13 protein-coding genes are annotated in these 16,223 nt (G+C 64.1%); 10 read left to right on the top strand and 3 right to left on the bottom strand.

Annotated elements, in window-relative coordinates; genetic code table 11:
• Nucleotide 1: 1 nt before the first annotated feature.
• Together BUA26_RS00480 and BUA26_RS00475 are read right to left on the bottom strand one after the other, a co-directional pair.
• Complete coding sequence (locus BUA26_RS00480) at nucleotides 2-2,155, bottom strand: penicillin acylase family protein (RefSeq protein ID WP_072759877.1); 2,154 nt, start codon at nucleotides 2,153-2,155, stop codon at nucleotides 2-4.
• A gap of 241 nt (nucleotides 2,156-2,396) precedes the next feature.
• Nucleotides 2,397-3,305 (bottom strand): alpha/beta hydrolase, encoded by a 909-nt coding sequence (locus BUA26_RS00475; RefSeq protein WP_072756993.1) that lies wholly within the window; start codon nucleotides 3,303-3,305, stop codon nucleotides 2,397-2,399.
• A gap of 98 nt (nucleotides 3,306-3,403) precedes the next feature.
• Here BUA26_RS00475 and BUA26_RS00470 point away from each other — a divergent pair, with 98 nt between their 5' ends.
• The 4 genes from BUA26_RS00470 to BUA26_RS00450 all read left to right on the top strand — a co-directional run bounded on the left by BUA26_RS00470 (nucleotide 3,404) and on the right by BUA26_RS00450 (nucleotide 8,852).
• Nucleotides 3,404-3,724: a hypothetical protein gene (locus BUA26_RS00470; RefSeq protein WP_255368104.1), complete on the top strand. Its 321-nt coding sequence runs from the start codon at nucleotides 3,404-3,406 to the stop codon at nucleotides 3,722-3,724.
• A 155-nt stretch (nucleotides 3,725-3,879) separates the two neighbouring features.
• Nucleotides 3,880-4,401 (top strand): DUF1697 domain-containing protein, encoded by a 522-nt coding sequence (locus tag BUA26_RS00465; protein WP_072756991.1) that lies wholly within the window; start codon nucleotides 3,880-3,882, stop codon nucleotides 4,399-4,401.
• An 850-nt stretch (nucleotides 4,402-5,251) separates the two neighbouring features.
• Nucleotides 5,252-6,028 carry an iron-containing redox enzyme family protein gene (locus tag BUA26_RS00455; RefSeq protein WP_072756990.1) on the top strand — a complete coding sequence of 259 codons (777 nt, stop codon included), beginning with the start codon at nucleotides 5,252-5,254 and terminating at the stop codon, nucleotides 6,026-6,028.
• A 115-nt stretch (nucleotides 6,029-6,143) separates the two neighbouring features.
• The gene (locus tag BUA26_RS00450; protein ID WP_072756989.1) at nucleotides 6,144-8,852 is read left to right on the top strand and encodes a putative bifunctional diguanylate cyclase/phosphodiesterase; all 2,709 of its coding nucleotides are present in this window, start codon (nucleotides 6,144-6,146) and stop codon (nucleotides 8,850-8,852) included.
• A 25-nt stretch (nucleotides 8,853-8,877) separates the two neighbouring features.
• Here BUA26_RS00450 and BUA26_RS00445 read toward each other — a convergent pair whose 3' ends face one another.
• Entirely contained in the window at nucleotides 8,878-10,677 is a 1,800-nt protein-coding gene (locus tag BUA26_RS00445; RefSeq protein WP_072756988.1) for an aminopeptidase P family protein, read from the bottom strand.
• A gap of 145 nt (nucleotides 10,678-10,822) precedes the next feature.
• On the opposite strand from BUA26_RS00445, the gene BUA26_RS00440 reads away from it, so the two are divergent.
• The 6 genes from BUA26_RS00440 to ispF are packed head-to-tail and all read left to right on the top strand — an operon-like array spanning nucleotide 10,823 to nucleotide 16,202.
• A complete protein-coding gene (locus tag BUA26_RS00440) occupies nucleotides 10,823-12,496 on the top strand; it encodes a CTP synthase (protein ID WP_072756987.1) in 1,674 nt (557 codons plus the stop codon).
• A complete protein-coding gene (kdsA, locus tag BUA26_RS00435) occupies nucleotides 12,493-13,329 on the top strand; it encodes a 3-deoxy-8-phosphooctulonate synthase (protein ID WP_072756986.1) in 837 nt (278 codons plus the stop codon). The genes BUA26_RS00440 and kdsA overlap by 4 nt, the downstream gene beginning before the upstream one ends.
• A gap of 60 nt (nucleotides 13,330-13,389) precedes the next feature.
• The gene (gene eno / locus BUA26_RS00430) at nucleotides 13,390-14,688 is read left to right on the top strand and encodes a phosphopyruvate hydratase (protein ID WP_072756985.1); all 1,299 of its coding nucleotides are present in this window, start codon (nucleotides 13,390-13,392) and stop codon (nucleotides 14,686-14,688) included.
• Between the two features lie 19 nt (nucleotides 14,689-14,707).
• The gene (ftsB, locus tag BUA26_RS00425) at nucleotides 14,708-15,037 is read left to right on the top strand and encodes a cell division protein FtsB (protein ID WP_072756984.1); all 330 of its coding nucleotides are present in this window, start codon (nucleotides 14,708-14,710) and stop codon (nucleotides 15,035-15,037) included.
• The gene (ispD, locus tag BUA26_RS00420) at nucleotides 15,034-15,729 is read left to right on the top strand and encodes a 2-C-methyl-D-erythritol 4-phosphate cytidylyltransferase (protein ID WP_072756983.1); all 696 of its coding nucleotides are present in this window, start codon (nucleotides 15,034-15,036) and stop codon (nucleotides 15,727-15,729) included. The genes ftsB and ispD overlap by 4 nt, the downstream gene beginning before the upstream one ends.
• Nucleotides 15,726-16,202: a 2-C-methyl-D-erythritol 2,4-cyclodiphosphate synthase gene (ispF, locus tag BUA26_RS00415; RefSeq protein WP_072756982.1), complete on the top strand. Its 477-nt coding sequence runs from the start codon at nucleotides 15,726-15,728 to the stop codon at nucleotides 16,200-16,202. The genes ispD and ispF overlap by 4 nt, the downstream gene beginning before the upstream one ends.
• Nucleotides 16,203-16,223: the final 21 nt, after the last annotated feature.

Here is a 16,223-nt window from a genome sequence, read left to right as displayed (position 1 = left end):
CTCACTCCCCCGGACGATAGACCCGCTCGGTATGGCCCTTGAGCTGCTCCGGCCAGAAATAGACGGTGCGCAGGTTGCCGGTGGTATAGCGTTCGGCCTCATCGTTGAAGTGCTTTGAATCCGGGTGGCCGCTTTCGCCTCCGGCGGTGATCGCTCGGGCGTGCACCTTGGGGCCGAACTCGACGACGGCCACGAAACTGTTGCCGCTAGTGCCGTAGTAGCGCTTGGTGCCAGGCCAGCGGTGCGCGCCGAACGATGCGAGCGAGCCCCAGCGTGACGAGGTGAACGGCACCGGGATGCTGGGTTTGGTGTCGTCGAACGGCTGCACGATGGCGCCGTTGACGCGCTGGAAGCGATTGATTTCACCCCACGGCACGCCCCAGCTGCCGAAGTCCTTGGTCAACCGGTCGGAGGCCTCGACCAGCGCGCCCAGGCGCGCCTTCGAGCCGGCCTTGTCGGCCATGATGTCGTAGACCGACAAGCCTTCGGCGGTGTCTGCCTTGTCGACCTTGTCCCACAACGTGTCACCCCAGAACACCGCCAGCGAGGTGGGCATCGAGGCGACGCCCCAGCGGTAGTCCCAGTCGCGCAGCATGGCGATCTGGCCTTTCAGCCTGGGCTTGAGCGGATCATTGGCAGGCAGTGCGTCGTAGTCGGCGATCAGGATCGGCAGTTGCCGCGCGAATGCCGGCAGGTACGAGTCGAATGCCATGGTGATCAGCGAAGCCATGCTGACATCGCGCGCGCCGGTGAGCAGGCGGGTGGCGTGGATGCCGCGGGGATTCTCACCGAAGGTGTCCATGTAACGCGGATAGTCGGCCCGCTTCGGACTGTACGGGCCGGCGGCGGAATACGGCCAGTTGTTGGTGTTCATGACCCAGCCGTTCGGCGGGTCGAGCAGCTGCGGGGCCTTGTCCAGCGGCAGCAGGCCTTGCCAGTCGGTAGCCGGGTCGCTGCCGTCGACCGGCTTCGTATAGTCGAAGCGGTCGTCGCGTTTCGGGATGAACTGCGGGTGCAGATAGGCGATCTCGCCCTTGTCGTCGGCGAAGAGCGTGTTGTTCGACGAGTTCGCCCGCAGCTCGGCAACCTTCATGTAGCTGGCGTAGTCGCTCGCTTTGGTGCGCAGCCAGCTCTGTTCCAATGCTTCCATCGGCTTGTTCATCAGCGCCGTGGCGATCCATTTGCCGTCTTTCTCGCGCACGATCGGGCCATGGTGGGTGGCATAGACGGTGAAGCTGCGCGTGGCCATCGAGCCGTCCTTCGCGCGGTAAGGCACGCTCACGGTGCGCGCGGCGACCGGCCGCAGCTCCTTGCCGTAGCGATAGAACGACTTGCCGTCCTTGCGCACGATCGTCTCGGCGAACTCGTCGACGGCATCGAGGCCGGTGGAGGTGTGCATCCAGCCGACGTGGTGGTTGAAGCCCTGGTAGATGAAGAACTGGCCCCAGGTGACCGCGCCGTAGGCATCGAGCCCGGCGTCGCTGGTCATTTGCAGTTCGGAGCGGAAGAAGAACGACGTGTGCGGATTGATCAGCAGCAGGGCGTGGCCGTCGGCGGTCAGCTTCGGCGCGATCGCGATGCCGTTCGATCCGGTCGGTTCCTGCCAGCTCGACGGCGGGTCGACGCGGGCGAGTGCCTGGCGATCGTGGCCGTAGAACGCTTCGAGCTGATCCAGCGAAACGCGTTCGATATCGCCACCGATACTGCCCTCGGAAAAGCTCAGCGCCATCCACGGTTCGAAATGCGTGATGACCCGCGGATGCACGTCGGGATGCTTGGCGAGGTAGTAGTTGAGACCGTCGGCCCAGCTGTTCATCAGCGCCTGCAGCCAGGCCGGACTTTGCGCGTAGAGCGACTTCAGTACGACCGGATCGATGAACAGTTTCTGCCGCAGATCCTGCCAGATCGCCGATTCGCCTTCGGTCTCGGCAAGCCGGCCCATCGAATTGAGATAGTTCGTCTCGACCCGGTTGAAGTCGTCCTCGGCCTGCGCATACGCCATGCCGAACACCGCGTCGGCGTCGGTCTTGCCGTGCACGTGGGCGATGCCCCAGTCGTCGCGGGTGATCGTGACCGCCTGCGCTTCATGCTGCCAGCGGGCTTCGTCGGGCGTGCGCGCCTGGGCGGGTGTTGCCAGACACAGTGCGAATAACATCCCCGTCGGCAGCAGGCGTGCCACGCCGTTGGCGCGGGTCAGTCGGAGCAGGTTTTGGGTGATGTGTGCCAGCATCGGTTTCCCCTTTCAGATGGGCTCGCTGTAGCCACCTCGTCGGAGCGTCGAGCGGCGAGCCTCGGATGCCACGAATCGTCCGTCGGGCACCATGCGGATCGGGCAACACTAACAGGGGCAGCGCCTTGTCTGCTGCACCTGGGCTTCTTGATTCGACACGTCGAGGCTATTTCGACCCTATCGTATGCAGGAACGCATCGACGGCATCGGTGTAGCTGCCGGGCGTGCCGAGTTGCTGGTTGATTTCCCCATGCGTCTTGTCGACCGGAAGGACTGTGGCGTGGCCACCCAGCGCGATAGCCTTGGTCGCAAAAGCTTCGGCCTGGGGACAGGAATCGTTGCGCCGGCTCGAACAGACCAGCAGCATCGGTATCGACGCCCGCTTCAGGCGCAGGGTCGGCGAAGCTTCGCGCCAGAGATCCTGATCGTCATGGAACACGCGGTCGTAGAGACCCAGATGATGTGACTGCATGAGCTTGGCGACGTCGTAGGCCGCGCTGTCCAGCGACACTGTGCCTAGCCATGGCCGGCCGCCTTGGCGCGTCGCGATGACTGGATCGGCGCTCAGCAGCGACACTAGATGGGCGCCGGCGGAATGCCCGACGAGTACGAACCGGGCCGGATCCGCGCCCCAGCGATGGGCGTTGCTCTGGGCGAAGGCCAGTGCCCTGGCGACATCGTCAGCCTGCTCGAGTGGATTGGCCGACGGCGACAGGCGGTAGTTGGTCGACATCACGATATAGCCTGAAGGCAGCCAGTGCGCTGCCTTGTTGGCGACTACACCGCTCGAATCCTTGTCGCCAAACATCCAGCCGCCGCCGTGGACCATGAAGATGACCGGGGCATGCTCGGCATGTGGCGGCAGATAGACGTCCAGACGCTGCGCAGGATCGGGGCCGTAGGCCATGTCGCGTTCGACCCGCGCGCCGACCGGCAACGGCATGGCATGGCTTGCGGCGGCGCTGCGGCGCTGAGTGAGCCGCTCGCGCAGGGATTGGGCCGTCGTATGGCGGGGAAGCACCGATAGCACGCCTATCAGGGCGGCGCCCCATTTTGCTGCAATCGATGCTCGCATGAGAAACTCCGTGAGGGGTGTGATGCGGGTATTCGTCGTCGTGGATGCGACATGCATTAACGCTTGATACCACGGCGGGATGACAGGAGTCGGGGAACATGGGAACGATGATTCATCGCATGATCGGTGGCGCGGTGGTGCTGGCCTGGCTATGGATGGTGCGCCACTTGCGAAGCTGGGCTCCCGGGCTGGATATCGCGGCGTCTTCCGGCTTCGGGCGTGCGGGCAGCGGTGCCGACTACGTGCTGTTGCTGCCGTTGCTTGCGGCGGCCTTGCTGATCTTTCCCGACTTCTTTGTGGACCGTTTCAGTCCCTCTTCGGAGCTGACCAACGAGCCATTGCTCGGGGCGGGCTTCTGGCGGTTCTTCGGTTATTTCGCACTGCTGGTGAGCTGGGGCTTGCTGCAGCTTTTTCGCTGATATTCTGCGCAGGGTAGGAGCATGATGATTACGATAGGGATAACCACCGAAAGGCCGGCCCCCGCGTTCCACCGGATGCTGGCCGCCATCGCGGATGAGTCGCCTGAGGGCGCGATCGGTGGCGACGCATCCGACCGTTGTATGAGAGCTATGCCATGACCAGCTATGTGGCGCTGTTGCGCGCCGTCAACGTGGGCGGCACCGGCAAGCTGCCGATGAGTGAGCTCAAGGCCATGTGCGAGGCGGCCGGCTTCGACGCTGTGCGCACGTACATCGCCAGCGGCAACGTGGTGTTTTCCAGCAAGCTCGCCGAGAAGGCGGTGAAACGAGAGATAGAGCAGCGGCTGCAGGAATACGCGGGAAAGTCGGTTGGCGTAGTGGTACGCAGCGCGGCCGAAATGGCCGCGGTGCTGGCGGCCAATCCCTTTGCCGAAGCGCCGCCCAACCGCACGGTGGCGATTTTCCTGGATGCGCCGCCGCCAGCGACGGCTTTGCACGATATCAGCGGCGCGAAGGACGAGCGGCTTGCGTTAGGGCGTCGCGAGATCTACGTGCACTACGGCGACGGCATGGCCGATTCGCGGCTGAAGATTCCGGCTGCGAAGTCGGGCACGGCACGCAACATGAACACCATTGCCAAGCTGGCAGATATGGCTGCCGGCGCTGGGGCCAGGTGACCCTGGACATCTACCCGGCAATGGGACCAGGATAATCTTGATTTTTGGTTGCCCGGCTTGGTTGGCCGGAGCGTGCTGTACCTGGGTGATGAGCCCCAGCGTCGGGATGGCGCTTGCGCTACAACGCGACGGGCGTCTTGAAGCCGCCAAAAAACATTCGCTTGCCGTCGAACGGCAAAGACCCCGGATCCATCATGACCGCGAGGCAGGGGCGGCCATCGCCAGTTGGTTGGTGCGATCGCGATCGCGGCGTAAGACATAGACCATTCGAGAGAGCACGGCGACCTCGCCGTTCTTGAGCTTGCCTGACGTCGTCGGCGACACATTCGATGTATTCCAGCGCGCCATGCTCGCGCCAGATCTTGCCTGCTCAGCGCGTCATGCTGCGGTACGACGCATAGTTTTTGTTGCGGAACGGGACCACGAAATCGTCGACGTAGTTCATGGGTCATCTCCCCTGGATGAGGTGCGGATAGGTTCGATGAATCGAAATGGGCGAGGCTGGTTCGCGCGCCGTGGATATGGCAGGGGCCGCGCGATGCATGCGTGCTTTTGGCCGACAACAGGCCGCGAGCCAGGCGGAAGAACGTGGGCGGCTGTTCGTCCCGCCGCCGTGGCAGGGGTACGCTGCATCGGGAACGAACAGAGGTTTAGTCAGCCATGGCGAGCGCAGTGAACGCTGCCGAGGTTGTACATGCAGCACGTGCCGGGGTAGCGGACGACGTGTCAGCGGCCAGCGGTTCAGGGTTTTCGGCATCGCCGCAGTGATGCCGGAGTACGACCGGCCCAGGCTTCTCCTGGGCCGGCAAATTGAAGCACCAACCAACTGTGCAACTCTGAGGAGAAATCTATGAATACCCATTTCGAACGCACCGGCCCGCTGACCGAACTGACCAGCTACCCACAATGGGCCCAGGACATGGTCGCCGATTGCGAAAGCACCAAACGGAGCGTGGTCACTCATCCTCTATGGGAAAAGATGAGTGAGGGGACGCTCGGCAGGTCTGGTACCGCCAATTTCATGGTGGGGATATGGCCGGTGATCGAGCGTTTTCCCGCTTATATGGCTAAAAGCCTGTTGAAAACACGTTTCGGCCGCAGTCCCGGCGACAATCTTGCGCGCCGCTGGCTGGTGCGCAACATTCGTGTGGAGCAGAATCATGCCGAATACTGGCTCAACTGGGCAGAGGGGGCGGGGATCCCGCGCGAAGAATTGCTGGAAGGGGTTCCCCCGCATGGCACCGAAGTGCTGGCGAACTGGTGCGAAGATGTCAGCGGCCGTGACACACTGGCGGCAAGCATCGCCGCTACCAATTACGCGGTCGAGGGGGCAACCGGCGAATGGTCGCAGCTGATATTCGATAGCAAGAGCTATGCGGAAAGCTTCCCTCCCAAGATCAGGGCAGGGACACTACGTTGGCTTCAGCTTCACGCCGCATACGATGACACGCATCCGTGGGAGGCTTTGGAGATAGTCTGTACAATAATGGGCACGGAACCTGCAGCCGATGAAATAGCTCATATCACTGAGTGTATAAAGCGCAGCTACACCAGCATGAGGATTCTTGCTGATCGCTGCGTCGAGCCGCACCGTTTGTCGGAGGTGCTGAGCAGCGCAGCCGCCTGAAGGAACCGGTTGCGCGTTTAATGCAATGCCCAGACGTTGATTCGCCTATCGCGAAACAAGGGACGCAATGCGCACTTCCACGATCACTTTGCAACGGCCATTGTCACGACGCTTGATGCCACTGGCATATGCGTTGGTGGGGATGGTCGGGCTGATCCTGGCACTGACTTGGGGAGCATTGCAGGTTCAAATAGCTCTCGCCGGATTTCTCAACGGCGAGAGCATCTGGTCCAAGGCGCAGAAGCAGAGCGTGATCGCTCTGGACGCCTACGCGACCAAGGGCAATGCCGCGGACCTGGCCAACTACAGGCTCAACTACGACGTCTTGATGGCCGACCGTTGGGCGCGTGATCAGACTGCCTCGGGGAATTTCGATTACGACGCGGTGGCGGATGCACTGCGACGTAGCAAGACGGTCACGGTGGCGATCCCTGGCGTGATCTTCATCCTGCGTCATTTCGCGGATGCGCCCTACATGCGCGACGCCTTGCAGGCCTGGCGCTCCACCGACAGTTCCATTGCGGAACTCAATACCATAGCCAGCTCCCTGGAGGCCGGCTACGCCACAGGCAAAATCAACAACGCGGAGATCGCCCGGCAGCGTGAGCGCATCGGTGCCATCAACAGCTATATCGAACCGCGCAGCAAATTGTTTTCACGGGCGGTCGCCGACGGCGCCGCCTGGATCGGTCAGGTGCTTTTTGGGGGCGTACTGACGGCAGCCGCCGTCGCCGCCTTGTTGTGGCTGGGCATGGCGCGCCGGATTCTTGCCAGTGTCCGCGGTACCGAAGAACGCTATCGCCTGCTGTTCGACAGCGCCGCCGATGCCATTGTGATGGTCGATGAAACCAGCGGGCGGATCCTGGACGTCAACCACATGGCGTCGGTGTGGACCGGGCGCGATGCGGATGAACTGATCGGCGACCGTTTCGTGCATCTGTTCGTGCAACCGCTCTCCGGGCAGCAAGCCGGGCGGGCGGCCACCAACGCCTTGCTCGGCGCGGACGGCAGCAAACGACCGATCGAGACGCAGAGCAGCCTCGCCAACTGGGGCAATCAGCCGGTGCGGCAGGCGATCATTCGCGATATTTCCGAACGGGTGGCGATGGAGCAGGAGCGTCGTGTGGCTGCCGAGGCGCTGGCAAGCATCGCCGAAGGCGTGATCATCGCCGATGCCGAGCGCCGGGTGATCTCGACCAATGCCGCCCATGTCGACCTCACCGGTTTTACCAGCCAGTCGCTGCAGGGCAAGCGCCTCGACGACAATCGCCGCCTGCCTGACGGCAAGCCGCTGCCGCAGTCGATCTGGGACAGCGTGGCCGCCGGTCACAACTGGCTCGGCGAAGTGCAGACCACCCGCAACGACGGCAGTTGCTATCCCGAGCACCTGAGCATCAGCACGATCCGCAATGCGGACAACCAGGTGCTTTATTACGTCGCGGTATTCACCGACGTCCATGAAGCGAAGGCCAATCAGCGCCGGTTGGAGCATCTGGCGCGACACGATCCGCTGACCGGGCTGGTCAACCGGGCGGAGTTCGAGCGGTGCTGCAGCGAGGCCATCGCGGTGGCCGAGCGCGAACGGCTGGCGGCGGTGGTGCTGTTCATCGATCTGGACGCGTTCAAGATCGTCAACGACAGCTACAGCCACGCGATCGGCGACCGCCTGCTGGTCAAGGTCGGCGAACGCATTCGCCGGCAGTTGTCCGACGGCGACGTGGCAGGGCGTATCGGCGGCGACGAATTCACCGTATTGATCCCGCGGTTGGGCTTGCGCGAGGACGCCAGGATGATCGTCGGCCGCCTGCTGGCCGCACTGGCCGATCCGGTGCTGGTGGACGACTACGAGATTGTGCTCACCGCCAGCATCGGCGTGGCCGGTTACCCGCTGGATGGCGACAGCGCGGCGGCGCTGATCGCGAACGCCGATGCGGCCATGTATACGGCGAAGACCGAAGAGCGCAATACGTTCCGTTTCTACACGCCGATCATGCACGCCGATACTCGCCGGCGCATGCAGCTGGCGACCGAGCTGCGTCAGGCGCTGGCGCGCAACGAATTCCAGCTGGTGTTCCAGCCCAGCGTCGAGCTGCGCACGGGGCGCATCGTGGCAGTGGAGGCGCTATTGCGCTGGATGCATCCCGAGCGCGGCGAAGTGTTGCCGGGGGAGTTCATTCCGGTGGCGGAAAGTCTGGGCCTGATCCGCCGCATCGACGAGTGGGTGATGCAGGCGACCTGCGCGCAGATCCAGGCATGGAATCTGGCTGGCGTGCCGCCGATCCGCGTGGCGGTCAATGTTTCGGCGCGCTGGTTCAGTCATCCGGCCTTTGTCGAAGGCGTCAGCCGGGCTTTGCAGTCCCGGCAATTGTCCGCGCAACGACTGCTGCTCGAGATCACCGAAAGCGCCATGCTGCGGCTTGGCGACGACACCGAGCGCACTATGCGGACCCTGCATACGCTAGGCATCGATGTGGCGATCGATGATTTCGGTACCGGCTATTCCTCGATGTCCTACCTCAAGTTGCCGGCGGTGGCCTATTTGAAGATAGACCGCTCCTTTGTCACCGGCCTGCCGGGCAATGCGAATGATGCGGCCATCACCGAGGCGATGCTGGCGATGTCCAAGAGCCTCGGTCTGACCACGATCGCCGAGGGCATCGAAACCGAGGCGCAGCACGAGTTCCTGTTGCGCGCCGGTTGCGTCGAAGGGCAGGGCTATCTGTACTCGTATCCGCTCAGGGCCAACGAGATCCAGCATCTGCTTTGCCCGAACCAGCCGCTGGCTCCGGCCAGGCTGAGGCTGGTGCCGCCCAGACGCAACTGAGTTCCGTTGGCGCGAAAACGCTCGCTCAGAGCGGCGCGCAGTGGCGGTTCAGCCATTCCAGATCGGCGTCTTCCAGCAACGGGCTGAGCGCGGCACGCACGCTGGCGTGGTAGTCGTCGAGCCAGGCGCGTTCTTCCGGATTGAGCAGGCTCGGCTCCAGCGCGCGGCGATCGAACGGACACAGCGTGAGCGTTTCGAAGGCGTGGAACTCGCCGAACTCGGTCTGCTCGGCCTCGACCACCACGGCCAGGTTCTCGTGCCGGATGCCATGCCGACCGGGCTTGTACAGGCCAGGCTCGATCGAGCTGATCATGCCCGGCTCCAGCGCCACCAAGGCACCGCCGACGACCGGGGGGCGGATACTGTGGGGGCCTTCGTGCACATTGAGGAAATACCCCACGCCATGGCCGGTGCCGTGGCCGTAATCCATGCATGAGGCCCATAGCGGCGCGCGGGCCAGTGCGTCCAGTTGCGGGCCGCTGGCGCCTTTCGGAAAGCGCGCGCGGGACAGCGCGATCATGCCTTTCATGACCAGCGTCGCATCGCGGCGTTGTTCCGATGTGGTCTCGCCCAGCGCCAGCACGCGGGTGATATCGGTGGTGCCGCCCAGATACTGGCCACCCGAATCGATCAGCAGCAGCCCCCTGGCGTGCAAGGCGCTGTGCGATTCCGGTGTGGCGCGGTAATGCGGCAGCGCGCCGTTCGCCTGGTAGCCGGCGATGGTGGCGAAACTCTCGCCAACGTAGCCGGGCTGGGCCGAGCGTTCCTCATATAGCAAGGTATCGACATCCAGTTCCGTCAGTGTCATGCCGGCGGCGAGACGCTGTTCCAGCCGGCGGAATCCGCGCACCAGTGCAGCGCCGTCGCGGCGCATCACCTCACGGATATGGGCGAGCTCGGCGGCATTCTTGATTGCCTTGAACGCGGTACTCGGGTTGGGCGCCTCGATCCGATGGACCGCCGGCGCGATCGCCGCGGCAATGGAGCTGACGACCCTCCCGCTGTCCAGCAACAGACGGTCGGCGACACCGAGTTCGTGCAGGGTCGAGGTGATCGAGGCGTAATCGGCGATGCCGATGCCGTCGGCGGCCAGCGATGCGACCAGTGCATCGCTGAGCTTGGCGCGGTTGACGAACAAAGTGGCGCGACTGTCCGCCTGCACCAGCAGGTGGGCGAGAAATACCGGATTGCACTCGACATCGCTGCCGCGCAGGTTGGTCAGCCAGGCAATGTCGTCGAGGCTGGACAGCAGATGATGGGTGGCACCGAGCTTGTGCATCGCCTTGCGCAGGCGAGCGAACTTGTCGGCGCGCGAGATGCTGGCATAGGCGGGGTCGTGGGCGACCACCGGGGCCTGCGGCAGCGCAGGGCGGTCAGGCCAGATAGCGCCGGGCAAGTCGAGATCGGTGCGCAGGCCGGCGCCGGTCTCGGCGAGCTTGCGCTCTATCTGCCGCTGGGTGGTCAGTGCCAGGCTGTCGCCGGCCGCGGCCAGTACGTCTCCCTGGTGCAGATGTTGCTGCAGCCATTCCTGGTGCTCGGCCACGTGCGGCACGCGCAGCTTCATCAAGGTGACGCCGCTGCCGGCCAGCTGCTGTTCGGCCTGCGCGAAATAGCGCGAATCGGTCCACAGCCCGGCATGCTCACGGCTGACGATCAAAGTGCCGGCCGAGCCGGTGAAACCGGACAGCCAGGCCCGTGCCTGCCAATGCTCGGGCAGGTATTCGGACAAGTGCGGATCGGCGCTGGGGACCAGGACGGCGGCGACGCCATGCAATTGCATGGCCGCGCGCAAGGCAGCAAGACGGGCGGGGATAGGGTTCTTCATTCAGGCATGCTAGCAGCCAGCCTGCGGCCGTTTCATCCATCGCGGCCATATCGGAAATGAACCAAAACGGAGAATTCTCCGCTGCCATCTCGCAGCGGGACGCTTCTGCAGCTAAAATGCCTAATTTCCAGCACGGCTGCTTTCCATGACCCCCCTGATTTTCGTCACCGGCGGTGTGGTGTCCTCGCTTGGCAAGGGCATTGCTGCGGCGTCGCTCGCTTCCATTCTCGAAGCGCGCGGGCTCTCTGTCACCATGATGAAGCTCGATCCCTATATCAATGTGGATCCGGGCACCATGAGTCCCTTCCAGCACGGCGAGGTCTACGTGACCGACGACGGCGCCGAGACCGACCTCGACCTCGGACATTACGAGCGCTTCGTCCACACCCGCCTGACCGGCAAGAATTCGATCACCACCGGCAAGATCTACGAGAGCGTGATCCGCAAGGAACGCCGCGGCGATTACCTGGGCGCGACGGTGCAGGTGATCCCGCACATCACCGACGAGATCAAGCACTGCATCCACGAGGCCACCCGCGGCTTCGACGTGGCGCTGGTGGAGATCGGCGGTACCGTCGGCGATATCGAATCGCTGCCGTTCCTCGAGGCGATCCGCCAGCTGCGCATCGAGCACGGCCCGGAGAAGGTGGTGTTCATGCACCTGACCCTGGTGCCGTTCATCAAGGCCGCCGGCGAACTGAAGACCAAGCCGACCCAGCACTCGGTGAAGGAACTTCGCTCGATCGGTATCCAGCCGGACATCCTGCTGTGCCGCTGCGAGCAGGCCTTGCCCGAAGGCGAGCGCCGCAAGATCGCGCTGTTCACCAACGTGCCGGAGCAGGCGGTGATCAGCGCCGTCGATGTCGACATCATCTACAAGCAGCCATTGTGGTTGCACCAGCAGGGGCTGGACGAGATCGTGGTCAAGCGCCTCGGCCTCGATGCCGGTCCGGCCGACCTGTCCAGCTGGGTGCGCACGGTCGAGGCGATGGAACATCCCAAGGACGAGGTCAACGTGGCCATCGTGGGCAAGTACGTCGAGCACAAGGATGCCTACAAGTCGCTGGCCGAGGCGCTGCGCCACGGCGGCATCAAGCAGCAGGCGCGCGTCAATCTCAACTGGATCGATTCCGAGCAGGTCGAGGCTGATGGCGCCGCCAATACATTGGGACATGTCGACGCGATCCTGGTGCCGGGCGGTTTCGGCAAGCGTGGCTTCGAAGGGAAAATCCTGGCCGCCAAGTACGCGCGCGAGCACGGCGTGCCGTATTTCGGCATCTGCTACGGCATGCATGCGGCCGTGATCGACTTCGCCCGCCACATCGCCGGTCTGGCCGACGCCGACTCCAGCGAGAACGACCGCAACACGCCGGACCCGGTCATCGGCCTGATCACCGAATGGACCACCGCCAGCGGCGAGATCGAACAACGCAGCGATCGCTCGGACATGGGCGGCACCATGCGCCTCGGCGCGCAGGAATGCCGCCTGAAGGCCGGTACGCTGGCGCGCGAGCTGTACGGCCAGGACGTGGTGCGCGAGCGCCATCGCCATCGCTACGAATTCAACAACCGCTACCGGCAGTCGTTCGAGGATCTGGGTCTGGTGATCTCCGGCAAGTCGATGGACGACCTGCTGGTGGAAATGATCGAGCTGCCGCAGCAACAGCATCCTTGGTTCCTTGCCTGCCAGGCGCATCCGGAGTTCACCTCGACGCCGCGCGACGGGCATCCGTTGTTCAGCGGCTTCATCCGTGCGGCACGTGAATACAAGGCCGTGCGCGATGGCCAGCGACTCGCTGCCGCGGAGTCCGTTGCATGAAACTCTGCGGATTCGAGATCGGACTGAACCAGCCGCTGTTCCTGATTGCCGGGCCTTGCGTGGTCGAGTCGCAGCAGCTGCAGATCGACACCGCCGGCACCTTGAAGGAAATCACCGGCCGGCTCGGCATCCACTTCATCTTCAAATCCAGCTTCGACAAGGCGAACCGCTCATCGGGCGACAGCTTCCGTGGGCCGGGGATGGAAGAGGGGCTGCGCATCCTCGCCGAAGTGAAGCGCCAGATCGGCGTGCCGCTGCTCACCGACGTGCACGAATACACCCCGATGGACGAAGCGGCGTCGGTGATCGACGTGCTGCAGACGCCGGCGTTCCTGTGCCGGCAAACCGACTTCATCCAGAAGGTAGCGCGCGCCGGCAAGCCGGTGAACATCAAGAAGGGCCAGTTCCTGGCGCCGTGGGACATGAAGCATGTGGTCGCCAAGGCCAGGGCTGTCGGCAACGACGACATCATGGTGTGCGAACGCGGCGCCAGTTTCGGCTATAACAACCTCGTTTCGGATATGCGCTCGCTCAGCGTGATGCGCGATACGAATTGTCCGGTGGTGTTCGACGCTACCCATTCGGTGCAGCTGCCGGGCGGCCAGGGCGCTACCTCGGGTGGGCAGCGCGAGTTCGTGCCGGTATTGGCGCGCGCGGCGGTTGCGGTCGGCGTCGCCGGCCTGTTCGCCGAGACGCATCCGGATCCAAGCAAGGCGCTTTCCGATGGCCCGAACGCATGGCCGCTGGGCAAGATGGAAGCGCTGCTGGAAACGCTGATGGAGCTGGACGCGGTGACCAAGCGGCATGGTTTCCTGGAGCAGACAGTTTCCTGACCTACCGGGCGCGGCGATGCGCCCTTCATCATCAATCACATCCAACGCAACGGACACCGCATGAGCACTCTGATCACCCGCATCCACGCCCGTGAAATCCTCGACTCGCGCGGCAATCCCACCTTGGAAGCCGAAGTCACTCTGGCCGGCGGCGGCTTCGGCCGGGCAGCGGTGCCGAGCGGTGCCTCCACCGGTTCGCGCGAGGCGGTCGAGCTGCGTGACGGTGACAAGGCGCGCTATGGCGGCAAAGGTGTGAAGAACGCGGTGGCGAACGTCAATTCCACGATTGCCGATGCGTTGAAGGGTTTCGATGCGGCCGACCAGAAAGGTCTGGACGCCAAGCTCATCGCGCTGGATGGCACGCCGAACAAGGGCAAGCTGGGGGCGAACGCGCTGCTCGGTGTCTCGATGGCGGCGGCGCACGCTGTCGCTGCCTCGCGCGGCGAGCCGTTGTGGCAGTACCTGTCGAATGGCAAGCCGGGCGCTTTGCCGGTGCCGATGATGAACATCATCAACGGTGGCGAACACGCCGACAACAATATCGACGTGCAGGAATTCATGGTTCTGCCCGTGGGCATGCCAAGCTTTTCCGAGGCGCTTCGCGCCGGTGCCGAAATCTTCCATGCGCTGAAAAGCGTACTCAAAGGCCGTGGCCTGAGCACCTCGGTGGGAGATGAAGGTGGCTTCGCGCCCAACCTTCGCTCCAACATCGAAGCGCTCGACACCATTCTTGAGGCGATCAACAAGACCGGCTACAAGATCGGCGGCGAGATCCTGCTCGGCCTGGATGCGGCCAGCTCGGAGTTCTACAAGAACGGCAAGTACGACCTGGCCGGCGAAGGCAAGCAGTACAGTTCGGTCGAGTTCGTCGACCTGCTGGCCAGCTGGGCGAAGCAGTATCCGATCATCAGCATCGAGGACGGCATGGCCGAGGGCGACTGGGACGGCTGGAAGCTCCTCACCGATGCGATCGGCGATCGTATCCAGGTGGTTGGCGACGACTTGTTCGTGACCAATCCGGCCATCTTCCGCGAGGGTATCGAGAAGAAGATCGCCAACTCGATCCTGATCAAGGTGAACCAGATCGGCACACTGTCCGAGACGCTGGAAGCGATCGCGATGGCCGATGCGGCGAAGTATTCGGCGGTGATCTCGCATCGTTCCGGCGAGACCGAGGACACCACGATCGCCGATATCGCCGTAGCCACCACGGCGACCCAGATCAAGACCGGTTCGCTGTGCCGCAGCGACCGCGTGGCGAAGTACAACCAGCTGCTGCGTATCGAGGAGCAGCTCGGTAGCGCCGCGCACTATGCCGGTCGCCATGCATTCCCCAACCTGACCCGTCTGCCCGGCTGAGCGGGAAGATCGACCTCCCATGTTGCGCTGGATCGCCCTGGTTCTGATCCTGATCCTGGTCGGACTGCAGCTGAAGCTGTGGTCCGGCAGCGGCGGCATGCGCGAGGTGGATGCGCTGCGCGTTTCGGTAAAGAAGCAAACCGACGACAACGCCAAGCTGCAGCAGCGCAATCAGGCCGTCGGCGCGGATGTGCTCGATCTCAAGCATGGCGATCAGGCGGTCGAGGCGCGTGCACGGACCGAACTGGGACTGATCAAGCCGGGCGAGGTTTTCTATCAGGTGGTCGAGCAGCCGGCTCATGCCGGCAGCGCGCTGCCGCCGCCCGCCACATCCGCCGGCTCGCCATGAATTCGCCGCTGTTGTGGTGCGTGGTGCCGGCGGCGGGGCGCGGCACGCGGGTTGGCGGCGATTGCCCCAAGCAATATTTGCCGCTGGCCGGACGGCCGCTGATCGAGCACACGCTGGAGCGCCTTGCCGCGCATCCGCAGATCGCCGGTTTGCTGGTGGTGCTGGGCGCGGCGGATGCGCATTGGTCCAGTGTCGGCATGCTCCATGGCAAGCCGGTACTCACGGCTGTCGGTGGTGCGGAACGCAGCGACTCGGTGCTGGCCGGAATCGATGCTCTGCCGGAAGTGGTGGGCGCGGGTGATTTCGTACTGGTGCACGATGCCGCGCGCCCGTGTGTCCGCTTGGCCGATATCGGCAAGCTGATCGAGCTGGCCGGCGCCGCCGATGGCGGCCTGCTCGGCGCGCCGTTACGCGATACGTTGAAGCGTGCGGACGCTGCCGGTCGCAGCGAACTGACCGAGCCGCGCGACCACCGCTGGCGCGCCTTCACGCCACAGATGTTCCGGCGTGCTCAACTGTCGAGGGCGCTGCGTGAAGCGGGGCGGCGGGGCGTGAACGTCAGCGACGAAGCGATGGCGATGGAGCAGGCCGGCTTCGCACCGCTGCTGGTCGAAGGCGCCGAAGACAATATCAAGGTGACCACGGCGGCGGATTTCGCGCTGGCCGAGTTCCTGCTCGCGAGGACGGCATGATACGCATAGGCCAGGGTTTCGACGTACACGCGTTCGGCGAAGGTGACCACGTCACGCTCGGTGGCGTGCGCGTACCGCATCGTAGCGGTGTGGTGGCGCATTCCGATGGCGACGTGGTGATCCATGCACTGTGCGACGCGATCTTCGGCGCGCTGGCGCTTGGCGATATCGGCCAGCACTTTCCGCCGTCCGACGAACGCTGGCGCGATGCCGACAGTCGCGAGTTCCTGCGCCATGCGGCGATGTTGATGGCGCAGCACGGTTACGCGTTGGGCAATGCCGACATCACCGTGATCTGCGAGCTGCCGAAGGTCGGTCCGCACGTGTTGGCGATGCGCGAGAACCTCGCCGCCGACCTGGACAGCGAGATCGGCCGCATCAGCGTCAAGGCCACTACGACCGAGAAGCTCGGCTTCTGCGGCCGTGGCGAAGGTATCGCGGCGCAGGCCTGCGTACTGCTGCAGCGGCGCTGAGCGACGCCCGTTTCGATCTGA

Origin of the sequence: Rhodanobacter sp. OK091 (assembly GCF_900142825.1) — a bacterium.
In the GTDB taxonomy this organism is placed as follows: Bacteria; Pseudomonadota; Gammaproteobacteria; order Xanthomonadales; family Rhodanobacteraceae; genus Rhodanobacter.
This window is presented reverse-complemented; position numbering and strand designations above follow the sequence as displayed.